Below are 25172 nucleotides of genomic sequence, written 5' to 3' on the forward strand. Positions count from 1 at the left end.
GGTTCAGTTAAGTAAAACAAGCATAACAACAATCCTAAATTGATGTCAAATTGTGAAATCCTGAATACTCCATTCATTGTTTTTTACCTGCACTTTTTTGCATAAAATACCAGTCGTTGAGGAAAGGTAGAATACAAGCAGTTAATTGAGAGGTAGAAAAGATGCCAACAATTGCAGTGGAACAAATTAAGGAACGTCTTAAAGGAAAAATCCCAAAAGCAGCTGATGTAGTCTTTAAGGAGCTGCATACAAAAGAAAAATATTTGGAAGTTTTTTATATTAAATCAATAAGTGACGAAGCAGTCCTCCATGATAAATTATATAAGCCATTTTTCGAACAGCAGCATCCTGATGAATTCAAAAATTATCTAGAATCCATCCCGCAAATAAAATCGTACGAGACGGAAGAAAAGACGATTAATGAAATATTAAACGGGGTAGCAATTCTTTTTTATCAGGATTCAGTTCTGCTATTTGATAGTAAAGTAGACCGCAATAATTCAGTTTTAGATACGACAGTGGAAACCACGATTCAAGGGCCGCAATCAGGATTTAGTGAAAGCTTGCCAACTAATTTAGGTCTCATTCGAAAGCGTTACCCGGAGGCTTTTCTAAATGTAGAATTAACAACCGTTGGGAAAATTTCAAAGACTGAGGTCATGATTCTTCATGATACGAGGTATGCCGACCCGAAAACATTAAACAAGATAAAAGATTTTTTATCAAATGTTAATATCCAAATGTTCCAAACGGGTGAACAATTGCTCGATGCGATAAAAAAAAGCAACAGAGCTCTGTTTCCGGTAATGCTTGTGACAGAACGTCCTGACCGGGTTGCCGTGAATTTGGCTACAGGAAAAGTGATTCTGCTTGTAGCGGGGTCGCCCTTTGCTGTTATTTTGCCTACGGTTATGAAAGATTTTATGGCGTCTATGGCGGATATTTACCAGACGTATTGGGTAGGGAGATTTCTCCTGTTATTACGCTATATTGGCTTTATTATTAGTGTTTGTCTGCCGGGACTATATGTGGCTACGACAAGCTACAATCCGGAGATTTATCGGGTGCAGCTGGCATTATCGATTGCTGGGAGCCGGAATGCTGTGCCTTATCCTTCTTTTATTGAAGTACTGCTGATGCTTTTCATGATGGAGATGCTGACGGAAGCGAGTATTCGTCTGCCAAAAGCCATCGGCCCGACGGCGACTACTGTAGGCGGTTTAATTCTAGGACAAGCAGCGACAGAGGCAGGTTTAGTGAGTAATATAATGATCATTATTGTATCGGCTGTAGCGATTTCAAATTTCGTCGTGCCGATTAATGCTTTTAGCTTCTCAGTTCGAATTGTAAAATACTTTATTTTAGCATCGGCAACCTTCTTTGGAATAGTGGGAGTTGTTATTGGTTTTTTCATCTTTATCGCTTATTTAGTAAAGCTTGATAGTTTTGGTGAGCCGTTTCTCACTCTAGTACAAAGTAAACCGCATAAGGAATAGCCTGCAATCGAGGAGAGAGGCGCATGAATCGTTACTATTTATATTTAATTCTGTTAAATATGCTGATTAATGTCATAATGTTTGTTCCAAAAATTCTGATTGAATATCGCTACAATGGAGCGGTAATGGGGACACTGATTGCCATCCCTATAGGATTTAGTTTGAATGTATTATTTACAAAGGCAATAACCAAGTTTCCCGAAAAAGGGTTTCCAGAGATATTTGCAAGATCACGGAAACGCTGGATCATAAATCTCCTTTTTGGCATTATTTCATTTGCAGCTTTTACTGCAGGACTAATTTCGTTATTAGGATTTGTTGATATTTTAAGACGATTTGTAAATCCTGAAATGTCATTTATGTATCTTTTATCCGTTTTTTTAGCGGGAATTTTGCTTATAACCAAGCTTTCTACAGAAAGGGTCATGTATTTACTTGAAATTGTCCTGTTTTTAAACACTCCGCTCATATTATTTATTATTTTTAAGGCTTTTACAAGTGACTATTTAGTTTGGGACTCAATCCTCGAAGTTGGTACTCATCTTTTTACAAAACCAAGCCTAAAAGCGATTGCAGCTGCTTCCTATATTTTTGCAGGGTATACTAATTTAATTATTTTTAATCGAATCATTAAAGGGAAAATTAAGGGTTGGAATTTTATCATGGTCTTTTTCTTGGGACTATTCAATTTATTTACGACTTTCTTTATTCCTATAGGATTTCACGGTTCTGACGGAGCCCAGGAATATCTTTATCCATGGATATCAACCTCCGATTCCCTCCGATTGGTCTATAGTCCAATCGAGCGGGTGATCTTTTTATTTTTAATTTTTTACATGGGCATTACACTTATGAGTGTCTCCGTCCATTGGCATTTGTCCTATGAATTAATAAAGGGAACCTATAAAGAAAGTAAAAAAAAGGACTGGGCAGTACTGGCAGTCTTTGCTTGCATATCGGTCGCCTGTGCCCTTTTCTTTCATACCTTGCTGCTAAATAAAATTACAGTCCATTGGATGCTTAGTAGGTTTGGATTGGAAATAATTGTTGTAGGTTTATTTTATATATGGGCAAGGAGGCAGAAAACGTGAGAACCATCGGCAACTGGAGAATTTACGGCCTCGTTTTCAGTGCAGTCTTTTTATTAAGCGGATGTGGTTTTAAAGATATCGATAAACGCCTATTTGTCGTCAGTATCGGCGTCGATCTTGCAAAAAACAGCTCAAAAAAGTACCTTATCAGCTTGAAATTTGCCATTCCTAGTGCATCTAAGGATCAACCTAATGAATTTAGTATTGTATCAGAAAAGGCTGATTCTATGTCGGAGGCAGTAAGGATTTTAAAGACAAAGGTAGATAAGGAGATTGATTTCAGCCATGCCAAAGTTATTATTCTTAGTGAGGAGGTTGTCAAAACTTCAGGAAATGCTGGAATCTATTACTGGTTTCCAAGAAGACGTGATGTTCAGGGGATTGCCTGGGTAGCAATTGGAAAACCTACCGCGCAAGATGTCTTAAATGTCAAACCAAAATCAGAGCAGCTGCCGTCCAATGCTATATTCCTAGCCTTAGGAAAGGATGGTTCTGAAACACCATATATCATTCCATCATTGTTGTTTGATTTCAAATATCGCTTAATTGAAAGAGGAATTGACCCAATTTTACCGATCATTGAAGCACAAAAACAAATTTTTGAAATAAATTCAGTTGGTCTATTTAATAAATCCCACATGATTCTACATCTTGCACCGGAAGAGACCAAAATGTTAAATTTTTTAAAATCCAAAGAAGAAAAAAGTGCAATTAAATTGACCAAAGGGAAAACAACAGTTGTCATTGATACACAACAAGTGAAAGCTAAATATAAAATACATACCCCTAAAGGGAAAGACCCTTATATTAAGTTTGAAGTTTCCGTTAAGGGCAGACTGGAGGAGACAAATAGGCGTGTAACAAATAATCAATTATCGGGATATGAAAAAGCTGCAGAAAAGTCGTTAAATAAGGAGTTTGAAGATCTTTTAGTAAAAATTCAAAAGGCAGATGTGGACCCGCTTGGATTTGGCATCCGCTATCGTTCGCGTCATTTTAACAATGATGATTGGCAGCAATGGAAGAGGATTTATCCGAAGATTACCTTTAAGGTTGTAACCAAGGTGAAAATTACTGATACGGGGTTAATTGAATAGGAAAAGGGCATTCCGACATGTGGAATGCCTCTTCATAAAATAAATAAGAAACTTGTAGGGAGCAAGAAAAGAAACTTTCTGTGTTTCATCGCAAAGCCTGTGGAATGTAGACGCAGAACGGTTCGCTTTCCAAGTAGTCGCCGGTTACAGCATAGGTCCTTGAGCGGGAGCCGCCGCAAACTTTGTTATATTCGCACACTCCGCATTTTCCTTTATAGTTGTCAGGTCTTCTAAGCTGTTTTAACACTTCGGATTCGCGGTATATTTCAGCAAGCGGCTTCTCCCTGACATTACCGCAGACAATCGGCAGCAATCCGCTCGGCAGGACATCCCCAATATGGGAAACAAAGATGAAGCCATTGCCGTCATTGACGCCCTTTGGTGCACGTTTTAAGCCGTCATGCATGGAAGCAAAATCAGTTGTAATCGTATCCTCATAATGAATTTCGCCTTTTTCGATTAAATGATCACGCATTTTCTGCTGTAATACGACCCGGCGGTAATGCTGTGCCGCGGTTGTTTTGATATCGTAGGGTGCTGTTTTACTTAATTCATATAACCAGCGGAATACTTTTTCATGCTCTGCCGGTGTAATGCAGGCATCTAATTGTCCGCGTCCGGTTGGGACAAGCAGGAAGATATACCACATTACCGCCCCGAGATCAGCAACAAGCCTGGACATTTCTTCAAGTAAATCATAATTGTAACGAGATATCACAGTATTAATTTGTAACGGCATTTCTAATTCGTTTAAAAATTTAATTTTCTCAAGCGTAAGTTCAAAAGAACCAGGAGTCCCGCGGAAATGATCATGTATTTCCGGAGTAGGGCCATCGAGACTAAAGCCCCAGCGGGAAAGACCAACTTCTTTGGCCAGTCTCATTTTCTCGATTGTCACATTTGGTGTCGCGCTTGGCGTCATGGACACACGCATGCCTTTACTAATAGCGTAATCTGCTAATTCAAACAAGTCATCACGCATCATACAATCACCGCCGGTAAAAACAAGCATCGGATTATCCATTTCGTAAATCTGATCAATCAAACGAAAACCTTCTTCATGCGTCAATTCACGCGGATCAGCGGTTACTTGTGCATCAGCACGACAATGGACACATTTCAGCTGACATGCCCTTGTTACTTCCCAGATAATGATAAATGGGTTTTCGTCATAATCAATTGCTTTTCCCGCTCCATGGGGGTGTCCTTTTCCAATTCCTTGCATTTTTATCACCGAGTTTCTAGAAAATTTTTTGTAACCGAATTTTTGTTTCTATAGGTTTATTATAAATTGGTTATTAGACTGTGTCTGAGCGGTTTGTTACAATATTTCTACAATCCTATCAAATTTTTCCTATTTTAATAGTGGAAACAATAATAATTACGATATTTGAAGTTTCTTCCTTCTATTAAAACTGTTGTATGATAGTTATAAGAAACGATGTGTTAGGTGGGGAAATAATGTTTAAAAGAATAGTTAGTATTATTATTTTTCTATTAATCATTGTGGTTGGGCTTTTTCAAAAAGATCCTTTGCTGCAGGTAATAAAAGAGGGCGGGACACTATCAATTGCCATTAGTATGCTGCTGGTAGCGATTTGTGTCTTTTTTCCTGTGATTCCTTTTCCTGTATTAGCTGGAGTAATCGGAGCGGTCTTCGGTACAGCTCAAGGAGTGGTCATCTCCTTAACCGGAGCGATGGCAGGAACAATGGGGTTATATCTTTTAAGCCGATATGGATTTAGGGATTTTGCACAGGAAAAACTGCAGAAATATCCAAAAGTCCAGGAATACGAAAAACTGCTGACCCGCAATTCATTTTTAGCAATTCTGACCTGCAGGCTGATCCCGATCATACCAGCACCAGTGGTCAATATTATTTGCGGCTTAAGTCATGTTAAATGGGTTACTTTTTTTGCTGCGTCAACACTTGGCAAAATCCCTAATATTTTGATCCTGTCCTATGCGGGTGCATCATTTAATGAGAATAAGCTGTACTCATTTGGATTATACGGTGTTTACTTGCTTATTCTGTTCCTCATCAACTTAGTGATTGTGTATCGTCGAATGGAAAAAAAGTCTTCAAATTAAATCACTCTTTGAATGTTATGATCATTTTGGTTTTCAACGGCAACAACTTCTTTAAAGAAACTTTTTAAAATGAGCCATTTTGCTGGATAGGAATAAATATAATCCTCCAATACTTGAAGCGAGAAATAAATCAAGCAATCCAATTGCTTGTTTTCTTTTTTTAGGTCATATAAAAGTGCATGTGGATTGGTGTAATAATCATTTAATTGGTATGGATTAAGTTTGACGACCTGAATGTTTCGTTCTTTTATATATTTCATGATTGGTTCCGTTTGCAATAAAATACTGTCTTCCTTAGCGAAACCATCTAGTGTCATGCGATCATTGATAAAATAGATTCCCTTCAATCAATAACACCTCTCTGACTATTGTTTGCTATTGTTATTGACAGGGAATTTAATAAGTATACGTAAGAGTGGAAAAACAAATAAAAAAATTGCCCGGCAATTTGCCGGGCCTTTGAAAAATAAATCTATATAAAGGGGGTGGAGGTTGAAAGGTTCTTTCCTGAACCATGTTTCTATAGTAACCAAGAAATATGAACAAACTATGAACGAAGCATTAATAGTTTAAGAAAAATTCATGCTCGTCCAAATTTCAGGAATTTAAAACCTTCTTTCGAAAACCATAAGCTCATGAAACCGCTGATAAAACCAGTAACAATTAATACCTCTCCGACGATTTTCATTTTCTCTGCTGAAATTTGCTCACCAAAAATTAATCCAAGAATAATAGAAGAAAAAATTGACCCCAAATATCTGCAAGTTTGAAATAATCCTGAAGTAGTGCCAATTATAGCTTTTGGGCTTTCTTTTACCATCGCTACCTGTAGAACCACGTTGCCAATACCGTAGCTTAAACCCATAATTGCTAAGGTACCGCCAATGACCAAAGAGGAAGCACCAACAAAGAAAAAACTAAAGACAAACCCGCCGATTATTGCCAAGCAGGCACCAGCAATAATGGGCTGGTTTACCCCGGCTTTATCTGTCCATTTTCCCGTGACTGTAGAGATGATGATACTAACACCGGACATAAATAACATTAACAGTCCGCTTTTTTCCACACTCAGTCCCATAACTTCTTGAAAATAACTGGGCAGACCGAAAAATAAACAATAGAAGTAAATATTTAATAGGATGAATTGGATGTAAACCAAAGTTAGTTTTGGATGGGATTTAAAGATTTTTACATCAATAAAAGGTTCCTTAATTCGAATTTCTCTCAAGACAAAAAGGAATAAAAAGATGATCCCTGCAACTGCTGAAAAGTAATGGATTTTTGCTTCAAAGGATAATAAAAACCAGAGGGAAAAGATCATTCCAAGAGCGAATAATCCGATACCAAGAAAGTCGAGATGAGCGAGTAAGTTTTTTACGGTTTCTTTGTCCTTTTTCACATCCTTTGGAAACATGTACCAGCCCAATAGAAAACTAATTATTACAAACGGAAAATTAACCCAGAATATAGCAGGCCAATGGCCCCAGACAATTAAGAATCCCCCTATAGTCGGACCAAGCGCTACCATGGCCGACGCAAAAATTGATAGTACTGCTAAGGCGGATGCTTGCTGCTCTTTTATATGATCGCGAATCAATGCCATGCCTGACGGGTATATAGCACTGCTGCCGATGGATTGTACAAGACGCATTACCAAGAGCATCATGAAAGTTGTGGAAAGCGGAGCGCCAAAAGCAGACAGTCCCACAAGGGTAAGCCCAAGTAAAAATGTTTTTTTACGGCCAAAAATATCACCAATTTTACCTGTTACAGGCTGGGCTACGGCACTAGCTAAATAAAACGATGAAATTAACCAAGAAACTGTCGTAAAAGACAGCTGGAAATCTTTTTGAATGCTATGCAAGGCCAGAGAAATCATTGATGAGTTTAGCGGGTTTAACATCGTTCCTGAGGCAACAGCAGTGATAAATAATGCACGAGTTTTTTTCAAGACTGTCATTCCCTTAGATAGATTCTTAATAACTGCCATATCACTAATTGTTTCCAAAATACAATGTTCTATTATTTTTTAAAAACTTTGAATCTAAATAATCATTCTAGGAATAGCCTCCCATTAAATATAAATAAGGGAGGATGTCATGTCTTTTTGTAATTGCTAAGAATATGTTCAGCTGTTCGTCATCGTTAAATGGTAGCAGGAGGGATTAGTATGGAGGTAATAGGAAAGAGTGTTATTCGTAAAGATGCTGCTGAGAAAGTGACTGGACGGGCTAAATATACTCATGACTATCAAACGGGACGGATATTGTCATGTAAAATGGTGATCAGCCCTTATGGTCATGCCAAAATCATTAGTATAGATACGTCTAACGCCCAGAAAGTTCCTGGAGTTAGGGCGATTATTGCCGGAAAACATTACCCGCTCACAGGGGAAGCCATTCGTGACCGTCCGCCCATTGCTGTTGAAAAGGTTCGCTACCACGGTGAACCCGTTGCCCTTGTTGTGGCAGACACCCCAGGACAGGCTAAAACGGCGGCTGATTTAATAAAAGTCCAATATGAATTACTTCCTGTCGTCAATTCGCCGACACAAGCGTTTCAAAAGGGAGCACCCTTAGTTCATGAACACTTAGGGGAGTATAAAAAAGAAGAGGATTCTCATCCGGTGCCAGGCACCAATATAGCTACTCTTTATAAAATTCGCAAGGGGCAGATGGATAAGGGCTGGGCAGAAAGTGAAACAGTGGTGGAAGCAAGTTTTTCATTTGCCCCGTCAGATCATGCAGCAATGGAGACGCGATGTGCAACAGCTGAAATCAAGCCAGATGGCACAATTATAATAATGACATCATCACAGGCACCATTTATGGTTAAAAGATTAATTGCCGACTACTTTGGTGAGGATATGGGCAAAATCATCGTTCATACACCGCTTGTTGGCGGTGCTTTCGGCGGAAAGGCCTCTGTACAGCTTGAGGTACTTGCTTATTTGGCTTCAAAGGCAGTAGGCGGCGAACCGGTAAAACTGCTTAATTCCAGGGAAGAAGATATCATTACATCCCCTTGTCATATTGGTTTAGATGCGACAGTTAAATTTGGTGCCGATCGAAATGGCCGGATAAGGGCGGCTGAAATTCGGTATTTATGGGATGGCGGAGCCTATTCCGATAAAGCAGTGGATGTAACAAGGTCGGGTGCTGTTGATTGTACAGGACCTTACGATATTGAAAATCTCTGGTGTGATTCATATTGCATGTACACAAACCATCCTTATGCATCTCCATTTAGGGGCTTCAGCCATTCTGAACTTTCGTTTGCCATTGAACGGACTATGGATTTACTCGCACAGAAATTAAATATGGATCCACTGGAGCTCAGATATATTAATGCCATTAAACCAGGGGATACAACACCGACACGAGTAAAGCTAAATAAGAGTAATGTAGGCAATCTCAGGAAGTGTATAGATAAATTAAAGGAACTTTTTAATTGGGACGAAGGAATTATTAAGGAAGTTAATAAAAGATATGTCCGCGTGAAAGGTGTCAGCTGCAGCTGGAAAACCTCTACAATCGATTCTGATGCACCTTCGGGAGTGATCTTGACGTTCAATCGGGACGGCTCCATCAATTTAATGTCAGGCGTTGTTGAAATTGGAACGGGTACGAAAACAGTCTTGGCCCAAATTCTTGCTGAACGTTTAAAAATGGATGTGGATAACATTCACGTGAGGATGGAAGTGGACACCCAAACGACACCGGAGCACTGGAAAACCGTTGCAAGCCGGGGAACGTTTATGGGCGGAAGGGCTGTTTTAAGGGCGGCAGAGGATGTAATTCAGCAACTAAAAGAGGTCGCTGCATGCGTGTTAAAAGCTCCAAAGGATGATCTCGAAATTGCCGACAGCCGTGTGTTTTTACGAGATGACCCCTCTATTGGACTTCACTTTAAAGACATTGGTTACGGTTATAAGTATCCAAACGGTGAAACGATTGGGCAGCAAATCATTGGCAGGGGGAGCTATATTTTGCGGCACTTGACGCATTTGGATCCTGAAACAGGAGCGGGAAAGCCCGGTCCGGAATGGACGGTTGCGGCATATGGCGTGGAGATTGAGTTTGATAAACGAGATTATACGTATAGGCTGATTAAGGCGTGTACTGTTGTCGATATCGGCAATGTAATGAATGAAAAAGCGGCCCTCGGTCAAGTGATGGGGGCAATGAGTATGGGCCTTGCCTTTGCCGGCCGAGAGACATTTTACTTTGATGAGCTGGGCCGTGTTCTGAACCCGCAGCTTCGCACGTACCGGCCGCTGAGATACGGGGAAAATCCCCAATATGTAGTAGGTTTTGTAGAAACTCCGCAGCTTGATGGACCATATGGAGCCCGGGGTGTTGGAGAACATGGCCTAATGGGGATGCCCGGAGCGCTGGGAAATGCCTTATCAAATGCTGCGGGGGTCTCCTTGCACCATTTACCATTAATACCAGAATTAGTTTGGCGGGCAAAGGAGGCGGCCAAAAATGCTTCCATTTGACTTTGATTATTTCCAGCCGAAGTCGTTAAAGGAGGCAGTCGAGTTATTTAGGTATTTGGAGCAGCAGGGCAAACAGCCCATGTTTTTTTCAGGCGGTACAGAATTAATTACTTTGGGCCGAATTGATTTAGCATTTTCAGATGCAGTGATCGATATTAAAAACATTCCAGAATGTAAGGTAATGCAGTATAGCGGTGACTATTTGTTCATTGGCGGGGCACTTTCGTTAACACAAATAGAGGAGGCTAATCCATTTCCGCTGCTGACCAAGGTTGCCAGTGAGGTAGCCGACCATACTGCCCGGGGCAAGATTACATTAGGCGGCAATATTTGTGCACAAATATTTTACCGGGAAGCGGTCTTACCGTTGTTACTAGCGGATAGCCAACTGTTAATTGTCGGCCCGGAAGGTGTTCAGACAATTCATATTAATGACATTTTTCAACAACAATTAAAGCTGAAAAAAGGAGAACTTCTTGTACAAACGGCAACCGAACGCCGCTTTATTGAGGCCCCGTTTTTCACGGTTAAACGGCGACAACAATGGGATACCGGCTATCCATTAATCACTATTGCTGCTTTAAAAATAGACCAGGAATTCCGGGTAGCGATTAGTGGACTTTGCCCCTTTCCATTTCGTTCACAGGAAGCAGAGGCATACTTAAACCGGCAGGGGTCTATGGAGGAGAGAATTGATGGAGCACTTTCGGTTCTGCCAAAACCTATTTTAGATGATGTCGAAGGGTCAGCCCAATATCGTTTATTTGTGCTGCGTAATTTGTTATATGATGCACTAGTAGCATTGGAATAATTAGTAGTTTAATTGACTGCTAATATAAGGGGGCAACAAGAGTGGCGTCAAAAACGATTACTTTACATGTCAATGGGGAAGTTCGGACTATAACGGTCAGGGCTTCAGATACCCTCCTTTTTGCCTTACGTGGGAAGCTTGGTCTCACAGGACCAAAGCCTGGCTGTTTAAATGGAGACTGTGGTGCCTGCACAATCAATGTGGATGGCTGGCCAATGAAGTCATGTTTAATGCTGGCAGTAGAGGCCGTTGGAAAAGAGGTGGTAACAATCGAAGGCTTGCATGATACGCCGATTCAACGTGCCTTCGTTGAAGAGTTTGCCTTTCAGTGCGGCTACTGCACACCGGGTTTTATTATGAATTGTCATTCGCTGCTCAAGCAGCATCCAGATGCCGATGATCGAATCATCAAAGAGTGGCTGGAATCAAATATTTGCCGTTGTACAAGTTATATCGAAATTGAAAAAGCGGTGAAATCGGTGCTGAGGAAGGAGGAGCCGGGGGGCTAAGCTAATTGTTTTAATGTTGGCAGCAATTGGCCGGGGGAGGCACGTCAATTAGCGGGAAGACATGTTCAATTGGTGTTGAAGCAGCTTCAATTAGCCCACATCAAACAAACAGGGCTCAATCAGTAATTGGACCCCTGTTTCATTTTAAAATACGTATCTAACACCCTGCGGCCGATTTTTAGGTTTGCTTTGTTATCCTCTTTTCCATGGTAGGCCCATGGTACGAGAACAGCCATCGCTACCTCCGGATGTGAACTTGGCGCGTAGCCTACCAAACTTAAATTCATGACAGGCGGGGGTTCTTTGCCATACCTGTGTCGTAAAGGGCCATCATAAAAGGCTTCAGCGGTTCCTGTTTTTCCAGCAGGGGAGTATTTTGCCCCTTTGAAAAATTTGTAAGCAGTCCCGCCAGGCTCTTGCATCACTTTGCGAAAGCCGGTATGCACCCTGTGAAGCCATTCGTCCTTAGCATCAATGGTGTTAAGGACGGTGGGTGAAATTTCTTTCAAAACTGGACCTAATTTATCCTTGCCTTGAACTGGATTTCGAATTTCTTTTACAATATGCGGCTGCATCCGATACCCGCCATTGGCGATTGTCGCTACATATTGGGCCAGCTGCATCGTTGAATAGGTATCATATTGTCCAATCACAAGATCAAGCAGGTAACCGGGAAGTCTGCTTTGCCCTTTAAACCCTGTTTGTTCATTCGGCAAATCAATTCCCGTCCGCGTTCCAAGACCAAAGGAAGCAAATGAATTGCGAATCGTTTCGAAAGCCATTTTATTAGAAAAATTAAGCGGTTTATCGTATTCGTAATGTCCTTTTCCAATTCGAATGGCCGTATGGAACATATAAACATTTGAGGATTTCTTTAAAGCGGTGATTTCATTTAATCTTCCTAAATAGGCATATGATTTTTTGATGGGTGTGTCTTTTATTTTTATCCCAGTATCATCAAACACAGTTCCTGGTGAAATCGCCCCTGTTTTGTATCCTGTTAAAATCGTGGCTCCTTTGACCGCGGACCCTACACTATAGGTGGTAGTAAAAGTGCCTAGGGCATCATCCTGCATTTCAAGACGTCCTGTTTTGTCATTTCGAGTTAATTTTTTGCCTGACATGGCCAAAATATCACCCGAGTAAGGGTCCATTAAGACAACGTACGCTCTGTCAGTCAGCCAAGTGCCCGGCCATCTTTTAGCCTTCAAGAGTTCCTCTTCAACAATTTGATCCACTGCCTTTTGTAAATCCATATCAATTGTTAGTACAAGGTCTTTTCCTTTTCTGCCATCGATGACCTGCTGGGTTTCAATTACTGTTCCAGTTTTATCCGTGATATTCTTAATTTTTGCCTTATGTCCACGAAGAATTTCTTCATAGTAAGATTCTAACTGGCTTTTGCCTACCCGGTCATTACGATGGTAATCTCTAGCTAAAAAATATTCTAATTGTTCAGCAGGCAGACCCTCTTCCGATTTTGTTACTTTACCCAATACAGATCGTAATGTATAGTCAAACGGATAGAACCGTTCCCAATCCGTTGTTGTGTCCACCCCGGGAAGTGATTGAAGATTTTCACTAACAAAGGCGAATTCCTCATCGGTAACGTTTTCATTTTTGACAATCTGCGGGATGAATTTATATCCGCTTGTAAATTCTTTGAAAATGGCCAGTACTTTTAATTCTTGTTTTGAAAACTTTTTTAATTCCTCGTCCGTTATGCGATCTAGTTTTAATTTATACAAGTCTCGATCTGATAATTTTTTGGCTGCATATAGGTCTTTTTCATGTTTTGTAATTTTAGCATCGGCAAGGGCAGGATGCTTCATCATCCAAAAATCTCGTTTATCTCGGTCCGTTACCCTGTCGGTGTTTTTCTCAATCAATTGCCCTAAACGTTCAGCCGTTTGGAGCATTTCAGTTTGACTAAACCCCTGGTTAGTAAAGGTAATCGCACTTTTTGGGACATTATCAACGATGACTCTAAAATAGCGGTCATACAATTTTCCCCGAGGAACTGGATTGCTGACAGTAATATCCTCTTTTCTTTCCAAATCTTTTTTATAATTTTCCCCATGGACGATTTGAATAAAGCCGAGCCTTAAGATTAAGATGGAAAACAGCACAAATACACTGAAAAAAAGGACGTTTAGTCGAAAGGGGAAATGAGACGTTTTCTTCTTCTGTTTGTCCAACTGTTTCACTTCCTTTACATGGATACGTAGTGCTTTAGCGGATAAACTAAAGTAAGTAAAAAAAATTAATAATGATTATCGTAACCGAAAGGAGGACAATTCATGAATAAGCATCAACCACAGAACAGCCCAATACAATCGCAGCAGCAACCACAATCCATTCAGGAGCAGCAAATGCTTCAGCAACAGCAGCAGCTAAAAGAAAGTCAGACGATGATGGAGCAGCAATTTGAAGTACAGAAAAAGCTGGCCTTACAGACGATGCAGCAAGCTTCACATGCCATCAAGGAGAATGTACAGATGGCAAATCTCCAAGGTTTGCAGCAGGCACAGCAACAGCTAAACCAAGCAACCCAGCAATTAAATCAATTGCAAGGGATTGCGGTTACTCAGGCAACAACTGCTCAGCAGCAGCAACTGGAACAGGTTCAACAGCAAATAGAACAGGCCTCACAAACACTCAACCTCATTGAGTCCCTGAATTCTGGAAATAATAGTTTTAAAAAAGGATAATACAATTAACCCAGCTTCTGGAAAAAGTAAGCTGGGTATTTTATTACGAAACAGAGCCACCCGCATGCTTTTGCAGCACCGATTTTACAGCTTCTTTAATTTCTTGGTAACCAGTACAGCGGCAAAGATTAGACTGCATCCATTCTTCAATGGTCGCATCGTCCGCATTTGGATGTTTATTTGCCAAAGCATAACAGTTTAAGATGAAACCAGGTGTACAAAACCCACATTGGATAGCCCATTTGTCTACGAATTCCTGCTGAATAAATGAATTGTTAAAACCTTCAATAGTCGTAATGTGCTGGTCAACGGATTCAATTGACAAGGAAAGGCACGAATGTGTTGGTTCACCGTTCACTAATACGGTACAGGCACCGCAGTCGCCGTTTTGACAAGCTCGTTTCGCCGCTGTTAAACCAAGCTGCTCGCGTAAGGTTTGTAATAGAGTATCCGCGGACCGAATCATGACGTCCCGGGTTTCTCCATTGACATGAAGCTTTACAACTGTTTTTGATGTTCCGTTTGTTATCATCCATGAGCCGCCCCCAGTGCTTCCATTGTTTCATGTAAAGTATTTTTTAATACAAATTCCCGGTAGTCACTCGATGCCTGGATATCGTCAATAATTTGTGATGGTAATAGCGTTACAGCTTTCTCTATTTTTTCTTCAATTGATAATGATGAATCGTTTAGTGCGGCCTCTATTTCAACCGATCGAAATGGATATTCGCAAACGCCGCTCAGTGCTGCTCGTATCTGTTTGTTCTTTAAAATTGCCGCTATCGAGACAATAGGGTAGCCTACCTTTGACATTTTTGTCTTTTTAAAACTTGCAAATGGTGAATCAGTATAAGTTTTTGGAACAATTATTTGAACTAAAAATTGACCGGGACTGGTACTTAATTGTTGATTGAAAATCTCCTCCAGCTGAACCGTCGTTTCACCTTCACTGCCGGCTAGTCTAACCTCTGCCTCTGCAACCAAGAGCGGCAAAACCGATTCGCGGTAAATGAGCCGGCTATGGAGATTTCCGCCAATGGTAATCTTATTTCTAGATGTATGGTCGGCAATTTTTTTAATTGTTTGCCCTAATAATGGAAATAAATTAGATTCCGTGATTTTGTTTAAAGAGACAGCAGCACCAATGACTATTTGTTCCCCTTGCATCTCTAACGTATTACATTCAGGAATACCTTTAAGATCAATTACCGCGTCCGCATAAAGCTGATTAATTCGTGAAAACGTAATAAATTCCGTTCCGCCGCTATAAAATAGGACTTTTTTGGATTGCTTAGCTAATGTCTCATATATTTGAACCGCTTCCGAGATGCTGTCCGGCCGATAATAGTCAAAGTCAAATGGTATCATTTTTGCATCTCCTTCCGCGTTTTCCAAATTCGTTCAGGTATCAGGGGCAGGTGATTTAACTCCACCTCTGCCGCTCTTGACAGGGCATTTGCGAGGGCACCCGCCATGCCAATAACTCCATATTCCCCAATGCCTCTGGCTCCGTAAGGACCATCAGCCGCCGGCGTTTGAATAAAGTCGACAATATAATCTGCCGGCTGCTCGCCAAATCGCATAATTTGGTATGTGCGCAATTGCGGGTTCAGGACAGTGCCATGGGAATCAAATAGAAACGCTTCCTGACTGGCAAAGCTTAATCCTAAATACATACCGCCGCGCATTTGCTGGACAGCGGTCATCGGGTTAATGATTTTTCCGCCATCAAGCACAGTCACTGCTTTCAAAATGGTATAAGTACAATCCTTTGGGTCCCATTCAACTTCTACAGCCTGTGTCCCTACAGACCACCATGGGCCAGGTTTTCCGAAGCCGGTATCTTTATCCATTGGGGTGAGATGGCGCTGTATGTATCTACCATGGCCGACAACCTGTCCTTCAACGGCATGGCCATTAGGATATTTATAGCCAAGAGCGATATCTTCGATTTTCACCCCGTATTCGGGGCTTGATTTTAAATACACACGGCCGCCTCCGACCTCTAAATCCTCCATAGAACATTGAAGGGCAGTCGCAGCAGTTCGTTTTAATTGCGAAATCGCATCATCCGCGGCATTCATTACTGCTCTGCCGGCTAAAAAAGTTGTTGAGCTTGCAACAGTCCGCCATTGATGAGGATCTGTCTGGGTGTTCACCTCCATCGTGACGTGAACCTTATTAATGTCCATCTTCAATCGTTCTGCAACCATTTGGGCTAGAATTGTTTTTGTTCCTTGTCCTAATTCAATTGCAGCGCAGTTTAAATTAACACTCCCATCCGCCTCAAATTTTAAAATAGCACCTGACTGGGCATTTGTTGCCGTGGTTGAAGTTTTCCAAAAGGTACTGATTCCTTTTGTTCTAACTTTGCCATCGGTGGTTTTCTTGCGGAGGGAATTCTCATCCCAGCCAATTAATTCTTTGGCTCTGTCGATGCATTGGACGACATCCCCGATATTATTGGCGTTAAGCATGGTCCTGGTTGGAGAGCTATTGCCCGGCTTTATGGCGTTGATTTTTCTTAGCTCAACTGGATCAAAATTGAGCCTTTTAGCCAGTTGATCCATTGTTCGTTCAACGGCAAATGTCAGCTCCGGATGGGCGTAGCCGCGGAAGGAAGTGGCATATGGATGATTCGTATACATGCAATAGGAATCACACCAGACATTTGCAATATCATATGGACCTGTACAATCAAGAGCCATTGCTCTTGTTATGCCAGCAGCCTGGTCAGTATACGCTCCTGAATCAATTAAGTATGTATACTGAGCAGCAAGTAGCTTCCCTGACTTATTAGTTCCAAGAGCAATTGTGGCTTCGAGGCCAATATGTCCTGGTGCAGTTATAAGATCTTCTTCACGGTCATATTCCAATTTCACCATTTTTCCACCAACAGCTTTGGAGGCTAAATAGGCAAGCGGCTCCAATTGAACGGTACCTTTACCGCCAAAAGCTCCCCCTATAAGAGGGACATGGACTATGATATTTCCGACCTCAATATTAAAAAATTGATTTAACACCTTCTTAATCGTAAAAGGGGACTGTGTCGTCGAATGAACTACCACTTTTCCGGCTGGGTTAATTTCTACGAGAGTACATCGCGGTTCCAGCGCCACATGGTCAGAGAGATTGAACGAATACGTTTCTTTCACTTTATAATCGCAATTTTCCCAAGCCGTGATAATATCACCTTTACGGATTTTAATATGACTGCCTATATTCGTGCCTTGAACGGGGTACACATTGCTAATAATTTTTATATATTGTCCGGAGTTTTCATGGATCAATGGGGCATTTGATTGAAATGCCTCCCTGACTGAATTAACTACAGGAAGTGGTTCATATTCTACTTTTATTAGGCCAGCTGCCTGCTTTGCTTGGTATTCATGATCAGCGACAACAATTGCCAGCGGTTCACCAAAATAGCGGACCTTTTCAAATGCAAGCGGCGGACGGTCGGCTAATATTGGGCCGATATGAAAAGGGAACATTTTCCCTGTTACAATTGCACGGACTCCAGGTATCTTCCATGCTTCAGTTACATCAATTGATTTTATTTTGGCGTGGGCCTTAGTACTTGTAGCCAGCTTTGCATGCAGTAACCCTGGGGCTGTATAATCTGCCGTATATCGAACAGTTCCCGCAGCTTTTTCAACTGCATCAATTCTAGGTTCTGGCTTTCCGACTGACATCCACGGATTATCTAACATTTAGAAATTCCTCCTGGGAATAAAGTTTATTATTAGTCCTACTGCTTAATTTTTCCAAGGAGAGGTGGAATTTATGCAAAGAATATGGGAATAAAAATTTGTTTTTAGAAATATTAATGTCAATCAATTAACTTTAAAAATCCCCCTATGTTGGAATTTTTGTTTTATAATGGTAAAGGATGTAAACTCTTTCAATTTATATCCTTGAAGAATTGATTAGGGGGGCTATGAATGGAACAGACGACGGTGAAACAACCCTTACAAAATGCATTGGAGCAATTCCAAGCATTAGACCAAAAGATAACACATTATTACAGCATTATTGGTCTGGCTGATTGGGACCAAAAGGTAATGGCGCCGAAAAAAGGGAGAAATGTGTTTGCCAAAGCTGCGGGAACACTAAGGACGGAAGTATTTAAGCTTTCCGTGTCAGAGGAAATGGGGAGTCTGCTAGATACGCTTTCCGCATCAGAGAATATAAGTGCCTTGGATGAGGTGACAAAAGCGAAGGTTAGAGAGTACAAGTCTTATTATCAAAAATCAAAGAGCATTCCGGCTGAATTTTTTCAGGAATACGCCATCCTTACCGGACAGGCAAATGATGCATGGGAAGAGGCAAGAGAGGATAATGATTTTGCTAAATTCCTTCCGTTTCTTGAAAAGATTGTGGAGTATAAGCGGAAATTTGCAGAGATTTATGGATATAAGGATCACCCATATGATGCCTTGTTAGATGAATTTGAACCAGGGTTGACGGTGAAAATACTCGACCCGTTGTTTGCTAAATTAAGGGAAGCAAGCGTTAATCTTCTAAACCGTATTCAAAAACACGGAAAGCAGACTAGAAATGAGATTTTTGAGCAAACATTTTCTATTGAAAAACAAAAGGATTTTAATCGTTTTATCCTGCCGATTATTGGCTTTGATATGGAGGCAGGCCGGCTTGATGAAACCGTCCACCCATTTGCGCAAACTGTTAATATCGGGGATGTTCGGCTGACAACGCGTTACTTAGAAAATAATGTCCGTTCGGCACTTTTCGGAACGATTCATGAAGCAGGGCATGGGATTTATGAACAGCAGATTAATCCCGAGTTTGAGGAATCGGTTTTACAAAGCGGTACATCATTCGGTATTCATGAATCGCAATCACGATTTTTAGAAAATATGATCGGCCGCAGCAAGGAATTTTGGAGCTATTTTTATCCGACATTGCAGGAGTATTTCCCAACACAATTAGCCCATGTATCGAAGGATGAATTCTACCGCGCCGTGAATACCGTCAGCCCCTCTTTTATTCGCGTGGAAGCGGATGAATTAACGTATAACTTACACATTATGGTCCGTTATGAGATTGAAAAGGCGCTAATTTCCGGCGAGATTGAAGCGAAGGATCTCCCTGAAATCTGGAACAAAAAAATGCAGGATTACCTTGGTATTACTCCTTTATCAGATACCGAAGGCGTACTACAGGATGTACACTGGTCATTTGGCGGGATTGGTTATTTTCCATCCTATTCTTTAGGGAATCTTTACGCTGCCCAAATTTTACGGACGATTGAAAAAGTGCTTCCTGAATTTAAGTCCCATATTGAAAACGGCCGCTTTGATGTGATTCAAGGATGGTTAAAGGAAAACATTCATCAATACGGCAAGCTCTACACACCAAATGAAATAATTGTTAAGGTAAGCGGTGAAGAATTAAACGCTGATTATCTTGTGGACTATTTAGAAGAGAAATATTCTGAGGTTTATGGATTGGAAGAAAAATAGAATTTCAAGAAACTATTGACAGTCGGCAAAATTAATAATATAGTAAGAGTAATAAAATATTTCCTTTTAAAGGGGAGTAGCTGCTACAATAAAGTCGTCATTCTCGAGAAATTTTTCTCCGGCTTTATTGGCAACGTGAACGTTGTTAGCAAGACCTTTACTTTTACAGTAAAGGTCTTTTTGATGTTTATCCTAGGCCTTTACTGTTAATAGTAAAGGCCTTTTTTAATGGCTAGGGAAGTATTTATAGAAATATTAAGTTTAGAGGAGGAGTTTGGATGGATTTATCAATTTTTTTGGAGTATGGCTGGGTTTTACTTATTTTGGTTGCATTGGAAGGCCTGTTAGCTGCCGATAATGCACTAGTATTGGCAATTATGGTAAAGCCCCTTCCTGAAGAACAACGTAAAAAGGCCTTATTTTACGGATTGGCCGGAGCATTTGTGTTCCGTTTTGCTTCATTGTTCGCGATTTCGTTTCTCGTCGATGTATGGCAGGTGCAGGCAATCGGGGCAATTTATTTACTCTTTATGGCTGGGAATCATATTTTTCGTAAAGTTATCAAAGGCAAGGCAGAGGATAAGGCTACGAAAGAGAACGAAACTAATAAAAAGAGTGGTTTTTGGATGACCGTTCTAAAGGTAGAAATTGCAGATATTGCTTTTGCTGTCGATTCGATTCTTGCTGCAGTAGCAATGGCGGTCGTGCTTCCAAATACACCGCTTCCGAATATTGGCGGTCTTGATGGGGGTAAATTCTTAGTTATCTTTGCTGGCGGAGTAATTGGTTTAATCATCATGCGCTTTGCTGCTAACCTATTTGTTAGGCTGTTGGAAAATAAGCCCGGATTGGAAATCGCCGCGTTTACGATAGTTGGCTGGGTTGGCGTAAAGCTTGCCGTATATACACTTTCGCATCCGGAACTTTCCATTCTTAGTGAGGAATTTGCCCACTCGACTGTGTGGAAAGTAACCTTCTATCTTGTTCTTGTAGGGATTGCAGCTGCAGGCTGGTTTTTCTCAAAGGATAAAACACAAAAACGTCCATCAAAAATTCCGCTTAAAGATAGCTGATGTTTAAGTTTAACTCTATAGACTCGAATAAAGTTTAAAAATTATATAGAATAAGGAATAAGGCTATTCTAGTGAACTGCCTTATTCTTTTAGTTTAAAGGAATGAAACAAACATTTTTTCAAATAATAAAATTTCAAACAAATTTGTGAGGTATTATGCATGAAATTAAGATTGTATCTTATGATCGCCTTTGTGATTAGTGTGATTTGCGTAATTGGTTTTGCTTTTGTATCAATGCTGATTAGCGACCATCAAATTATCGGCTTTGATAACTCGATTATTGCTGCGGTACAGGGGATGGAATCGCCTGGATTAACGGAGGTGATGAAATTTTTTACCTTTATTGGTTCAACAAAATTTGTTATTATTCTTAGTGTACTTCTCATTTTTTTCCTTTATAAAGTGCTAAAGCATCGATTAGAACTGATCTTGTTTATCGCTGCAGTAATGGGGACTGCGATTATAAATCAGTTGTTGAAGCAATTTTTTCATCGTGTCCGACCTGATTTTCATCGGTTAATCGAGATTGGCGGCTACAGTTTCCCGAGCGGTCATGCGATGAGCGCTTTTACCGTTTATGTAATGATTTCTTTCTTGCTATGGCGCCACATATCCACTAGGATTGGGAGAAGCATCCTAATTATTTTTAGCATCATCATGATTTTAGCCATTGGAATAAGCAGGATATATTTGGGTGTACATTATCCGAGTGATATTGTCGGTGGTTATCTTGCGAGCGCAGTATGGGTGTCCTTAGCCATATTCTTTTTCCAATATTACAAAGAAAAAAGGTATAAGACTAGAAACATATTGAGAAATCAATAGTAGTAATACCGTTTTTTAAAAACAGGAGTGATACATATTATCAGGAACAGTATTCCGAATTTATTTACCCTTTTTAATTTATTTTTTGGATTTTTGTCGGTCATGTATTCTGCGGTGGGAGACTATAAGAATGCCGCAATTCTTATATTAATTGGAATGATGCTTGATAGCATGGACGGGCGGATTGCCAGGATGCTGCGAGTGCAAAGTGATTTCGGAAAAGAATTAGACTCCCTTGCAGATATCGTTACCTTTGGGGTTGCACCTGCGATGATGGCGTATTATGCCTATTTTTCGGCGTTTGGTGTGGTGGGCATGGCCATTTCAGGCCTCTTTCCGTTATTTGGCGCATATCGCTTAGCGCGTTTTAACATTAACGCTGTAAAGTCATCACTAAAATATTTCACTGGTGTTCCAATTACAGCAGGCGGCGGGATCCTAACTTTTTTAACATTATTTCACGGTAAGATGCCTAGTATTATACTTCCCGTTGCGTTTTTTGTAATATGTATCTTGATGGTGAGTACGATCAAAATTCCAAGCTTAAAAGAAGTGCCGCTGCCTAAATACGGCATCATCATTACTCTCTTCTTGGGCTACGCCATTTACATTGTATTTAAAAAAGAACATCATCGCTTTCCTTATTTTATATACGTCGCCATTCCGCTCTACATAACATTTATCGGTTACCAATTGGTGAGGACAAAAAGGAAAAACAGTTCAAAATAAAATTGGTGTCAGGCACTATGTGTAAAATTCACATGGTGCCTTTTTTCGCAGATCCTTTTGTTTGTGATAAAAATATTATGTAAACTTAAAACGTGTCTTTTGAATGATGGTAATAAAACATGGTACTCTAATGAAAGTGGAAAATGGAAGGGAGACCGGGCATGGATTTAAACAATATTAATATTAAACTTATAGCACTTGATATGGATGGGACGCTTTTGAGAAATAATCATGAAATCTCCGAAGCAAACCGTAAAGCGATTAAAGAAGCGCAGGAAAAAGGTGTGAAGGTTGTGCTGAGTACGGGCAGATCATATCAGACCTGTCATCCTCACGCCGATGCACTTGGCCTTGATTCCTATTTGGTTACCGTAAATGGGAGTGAAGTTTGGGATGAAAATAGACAATTAATTAGGAGAACGGTTATGAAACCTGAGTACATTGAGAGGATGTGGGGGTTAGCTAAGCAGTATAAAACATCATTTTGGGCAATTAACACGGAACGCAATTGGCGTGATGAAATGCCTGAAGATCTCAATTCAGTAGAATGGATGAAATTTGGCTTTCATATAAATGATGAGGCTGCTTTAAAGACTATTTACGAACAGCTTGTAGAAGGAGATGAATTTGAATTAAGCAACTCGGCGCCAAATAATATTGAAGTGAATTGTAAAGGGATTAACAAGGCACGAGGACTTGAATTGGTTTGCAGCATGTTAGGTATTGAAATGAATAATGTCATGGCTGTGGGTGATAGCTTAAATGATTTGATTATGATAAAGGAAGCTGGAATTGGAGTAGCAATGGGGAATGCCCAGGACACCTTAAAGCAAGCGGCTGATTGGATTACGTCTTCAAATGAAGAAGATGGAGTAGCGAAAGCCATCAGGAAATGGGTTTTAAAACAAGAATAGAAATTTTTAGGACATTATTCCTTCAAATTGGAATAATGTCCTTTCTTTTTAATACGTATTTAATAGTGAGTTTAATATGAATTTAATTAAAGTTAATACTATATTATAGTTATTATAATTTAGTATTGATTTTTATAAGATTTATATTATAATTTAATTAAAGCTTTAAAAATAGTTTACGAGGTGATCAAATGAGTAATGTAAACAAACATTTGACAACAGGGACTGGAGCACCGGTTGGGGATAATCAAAATTCAATGACGGCAGGAGGACGCGGGCCAACGTTAATTCAAGACGTACATTTACTAGAGAAACTGGCCCATTTTAATCGCGAGCGTGTACCTGAGCGGGTTGTCCATGCGAAAGGTGCTGGGGCTCATGGCTATTTCGAATTGACTAACGATATGTCCAAATATACGAAGGCAAAGCTTTTCAATGGAGTGGGCAAACGGACGCCGATGTTTATTCGATTCTCAACTGTGGCCGGTGAGCTCGGTTCAGCTGATACCGTTAGAGACCCGCGTGGTTTTGCAGTTAAGTTTTATACAGAAGAAGGAAACTATGATTTAGTAGGAAACAATACACCGATTTTCTTTATCCGGGATGCCATCAAATTCCCAGATTTCATTCATACGCAAAAACGAGACCCAAGAACCCATTTGAAAAATCCAAATGCGGTTTGGGATTTCTGGAGCCTGTCACCTGAATCGCTGCATCAGGTAACCTACTTAATGGGCGACCGCGGTATTCCGGCGACATTACGCCATATGAATGGCTATGGAAGCCACACCTTTAAATGGGGAAATGCTGAAGGAGAAGCTGTATGGGTGAAATATCACTTTATCACGGAACAAGGCGTTAAGAATATGGCCAATGATGTTGCTGCTAAATTAGCAGGTGAGAATCCAGATTATCATACAGAGGATTTGTTTAATGCAATTGAGAATGGTGATTTCCCGGCATGGAGACTGCATGTACAAATCATGCCGCTAGAGGATGCCAATACCTACCGTTTTGATCCGTTCGATGTGACAAAGGTTTGGTCCCATAAGGATTATCCATTAATTGAAGTAGGACGTATGGTACTAAATCGGAATCCTGAAAACTATTTTGCCGAGGTTGAGCAGGCGACATTTTCACCTGGTACAATGGTTCCTGGTATTGAAGCATCGCCGGATAAGATGCTCCAGGGGCGTCTCTTTGCTTATTCCGATGCCCATCGTTACCGTGTTGGCGCAAATCACAACTTACTGCCAATTAACCGTCCAAAAGTAGAAGCACAAAACTATCAGCGTGATGGTGCGATGCGTTTTGATAATAATGGCGGCGGCTCTGTATACTATGAGCCAAACAGTTTCGGCGGACCGAAGGAGGCACCTCAATATAAACAAACGCCATTTGAGGTTTCCGGCGAAGCTGCACAGGTTGCGTATGACCATAATGATCACTATACACAAGCCGGCAATCTATATCGTTTAATGTCTGAGGATGAGCGCGGTCGTTTGGTTGAAAATATTGTCGCTGCAATGAAACCAGTTGAAAGAGATGACATCAAGCTGCGTCAAATCCAGCATTTCTATAAGGCGGATCAAGAGTACGGTGAACGAGTCGCAAAAGGCTTGAACTTACAGGTGCCGCAGGAAGTGAAATAATCTAAGAAACTGGTGCTAGGCCGCTCTATTTTGGAGAGCGGCTAGTTTTTATTAATTGAAAGTAATTTATCTGCGGGTTGAAGCGATATATCTGTGACTTAACGCATTTTATCTGCGGGTTGAAGCAGTATATCTGTGACTTTACGCATTTTATCTGCGGGTTGAAGCAGTATATCTGTGACTCA

General features: G+C 40.6%; 21 protein-coding genes. 14 read left to right on the forward strand and 7 right to left on the reverse strand.

From position 1 onward, the window contains the following. Nucleotides 1-161 precede the first annotated feature (161 nt). The 3 genes from IE222_RS01690 to IE222_RS01700 are packed head-to-tail and all read left to right on the forward strand — an operon-like array spanning nt 162 to nt 3684. Complete coding sequence (locus IE222_RS01690; protein WP_191269061.1) at nt 162-1496, forward strand: spore germination protein; 1335 nt, start codon at nt 162-164, stop codon at nt 1494-1496. 23 nt (nt 1497-1519) lie between these two features. After that, nucleotides 1520-2587: a GerAB/ArcD/ProY family transporter gene (locus tag IE222_RS01695; protein ID WP_191269063.1), complete on the forward strand. Its 1068-nt coding sequence runs from the start codon at nt 1520-1522 to the stop codon at nt 2585-2587. Then, the gene (locus tag IE222_RS01700) at nt 2584-3684 is read left to right on the forward strand and encodes a Ger(x)C family spore germination protein (protein WP_223282540.1); all 1101 of its coding nucleotides are present in this window, start codon (nt 2584-2586) and stop codon (nt 3682-3684) included. The genes IE222_RS01695 and IE222_RS01700 overlap by 4 nt, the downstream gene beginning before the upstream one ends. A gap of 85 nt (nt 3685-3769) precedes the next feature. On the opposite strand, the gene IE222_RS01705 is transcribed toward IE222_RS01700, so the two are convergent. Continuing rightward, complete coding sequence (locus IE222_RS01705; protein WP_191269360.1) at nt 3770-4909, reverse strand: TIGR04053 family radical SAM/SPASM domain-containing protein; 1140 nt, start codon at nt 4907-4909, stop codon at nt 3770-3772. Nucleotides 4910-5145: 236 nt separating this feature from the next. Here IE222_RS01705 and IE222_RS01710 point away from each other — a divergent pair, with 236 nt between their 5' ends. Further along, nucleotides 5146-5775 carry a TVP38/TMEM64 family protein gene (locus tag IE222_RS01710; protein WP_191269067.1) on the forward strand — a complete coding sequence of 210 codons (630 nt, stop codon included), beginning with the start codon at nt 5146-5148 and terminating at the stop codon, nt 5773-5775. Here the strand turns inward: IE222_RS01710 and IE222_RS01715 are convergent. Together IE222_RS01715 and IE222_RS01720 are read right to left on the reverse strand one after the other, a co-directional pair. Continuing rightward, nucleotides 5772-6122 carry a hypothetical protein gene (locus tag IE222_RS01715; RefSeq protein ID WP_191269069.1) on the reverse strand — a complete coding sequence of 117 codons (351 nt, stop codon included), beginning with the start codon at nt 6120-6122 and terminating at the stop codon, nt 5772-5774. The two genes, IE222_RS01710 and IE222_RS01715, sit on opposite strands and share 4 nt — an antisense overlap. A gap of 233 nt (nt 6123-6355) precedes the next feature. After that, nucleotides 6356-7735: an MFS transporter gene (locus IE222_RS01720; protein ID WP_191269362.1), complete on the reverse strand. Its 1380-nt coding sequence runs from the start codon at nt 7733-7735 to the stop codon at nt 6356-6358. 210 nt (nt 7736-7945) lie between these two features. On the opposite strand from IE222_RS01720, the gene IE222_RS01725 reads away from it, so the two are divergent. The 3 genes from IE222_RS01725 to IE222_RS01735 are packed head-to-tail and all read left to right on the forward strand — an operon-like array spanning nt 7946 to nt 11596. Then, nucleotides 7946-10276 carry a xanthine dehydrogenase family protein molybdopterin-binding subunit gene (locus tag IE222_RS01725; protein WP_191269071.1) on the forward strand — a complete coding sequence of 777 codons (2331 nt, stop codon included), beginning with the start codon at nt 7946-7948 and terminating at the stop codon, nt 10274-10276. Beyond that, complete coding sequence (locus IE222_RS01730; RefSeq protein WP_191269073.1) at nt 10263-11087, forward strand: FAD binding domain-containing protein; 825 nt, start codon at nt 10263-10265, stop codon at nt 11085-11087. Before IE222_RS01725 ends, IE222_RS01730 begins: the two co-directional genes overlap by 14 nt. 41 nt (nt 11088-11128) lie before the next feature. Then, nucleotides 11129-11596 carry a (2Fe-2S)-binding protein gene (locus IE222_RS01735; RefSeq protein ID WP_191269075.1) on the forward strand — a complete coding sequence of 156 codons (468 nt, stop codon included), beginning with the start codon at nt 11129-11131 and terminating at the stop codon, nt 11594-11596. Nucleotides 11597-11715: 119 nt separating this feature from the next. Here the strand turns inward: IE222_RS01735 and IE222_RS01740 are convergent, their stop codons facing one another. Then, nucleotides 11716-13794, reverse strand: coding sequence for a peptidoglycan D,D-transpeptidase FtsI family protein (locus IE222_RS01740; RefSeq protein WP_191269077.1), 2079 nt, complete (start codon nt 13792-13794; stop codon nt 11716-11718). 102 nt (nt 13795-13896) lie between these two features. On the opposite strand from IE222_RS01740, the gene IE222_RS01745 reads away from it, so the two are divergent. Continuing rightward, a complete protein-coding gene (locus IE222_RS01745) occupies nt 13897-14307 on the forward strand; it encodes a hypothetical protein (RefSeq protein WP_191269079.1) in 411 nt (136 codons plus the stop codon). Nucleotides 14308-14350: 43 nt separating this feature from the next. Here the strand turns inward: IE222_RS01745 and IE222_RS01750 are convergent, their stop codons facing one another. Genes IE222_RS01750 through IE222_RS01760 form a run of 3 tightly spaced genes read right to left on the reverse strand, consistent with a single transcriptional unit; the run spans nt 14351 to nt 18020 of the window. Continuing rightward, entirely contained in the window at nt 14351-14839 is a 489-nt protein-coding gene (locus IE222_RS01750) for a (2Fe-2S)-binding protein (protein ID WP_191269081.1), read from the reverse strand. Then, the gene (locus IE222_RS01755; protein ID WP_191269083.1) at nt 14836-15675 is read right to left on the reverse strand and encodes an FAD binding domain-containing protein; all 840 of its coding nucleotides are present in this window, start codon (nt 15673-15675) and stop codon (nt 14836-14838) included. Before IE222_RS01755 ends, IE222_RS01750 begins: the two co-directional genes overlap by 4 nt. Beyond that, complete coding sequence (locus IE222_RS01760) at nt 15672-18020, reverse strand: xanthine dehydrogenase family protein molybdopterin-binding subunit (protein WP_191269085.1); 2349 nt, start codon at nt 18018-18020, stop codon at nt 15672-15674. Before IE222_RS01760 ends, IE222_RS01755 begins: the two co-directional genes overlap by 4 nt. Before the next feature lie 231 nt (nt 18021-18251). On the opposite strand from IE222_RS01760, the gene IE222_RS01765 reads away from it, so the two are divergent. From IE222_RS01765 to katA, 6 genes are all read left to right on the forward strand, one after another. Next, entirely contained in the window at nt 18252-19793 is a 1542-nt protein-coding gene (locus IE222_RS01765; protein ID WP_191269087.1) for a carboxypeptidase M32, read from the forward strand. A gap of 278 nt (nt 19794-20071) precedes the next feature. Then, a complete protein-coding gene (locus IE222_RS01770; RefSeq protein ID WP_191269089.1) occupies nt 20072-20866 on the forward strand; it encodes a TerC family protein in 795 nt (264 codons plus the stop codon). A gap of 160 nt (nt 20867-21026) precedes the next feature. After that, nucleotides 21027-21692 (forward strand): phosphatase PAP2 family protein, encoded by a 666-nt coding sequence (locus IE222_RS01775; RefSeq protein WP_191269091.1) that lies wholly within the window; start codon nt 21027-21029, stop codon nt 21690-21692. 27 nt (nt 21693-21719) lie between these two features. Then, nucleotides 21720-22421 (forward strand): CDP-diacylglycerol--serine O-phosphatidyltransferase, encoded by a 702-nt coding sequence (pssA, locus tag IE222_RS01780; RefSeq protein WP_191269093.1) that lies wholly within the window; start codon nt 21720-21722, stop codon nt 22419-22421. Between the two features lie 161 nt (nt 22422-22582). After that, a complete protein-coding gene (locus IE222_RS01785) occupies nt 22583-23335 on the forward strand; it encodes a Cof-type HAD-IIB family hydrolase (RefSeq protein ID WP_191269095.1) in 753 nt (250 codons plus the stop codon). Between the two features lie 191 nt (nt 23336-23526). Beyond that, entirely contained in the window at nt 23527-24987 is a 1461-nt protein-coding gene (gene katA, locus IE222_RS01790) for a catalase KatA (RefSeq protein ID WP_191269098.1), read from the forward strand. The last annotated feature ends 185 nt before the right edge of the window (nt 24988-25172 follow it).

The sequence above is a fragment of the Neobacillus kokaensis genome, assembly GCF_014656545.1.
GTDB lineage: Bacteria > Bacillota > Bacilli > Bacillales > Cytobacillaceae > Neobacillus > Neobacillus kokaensis.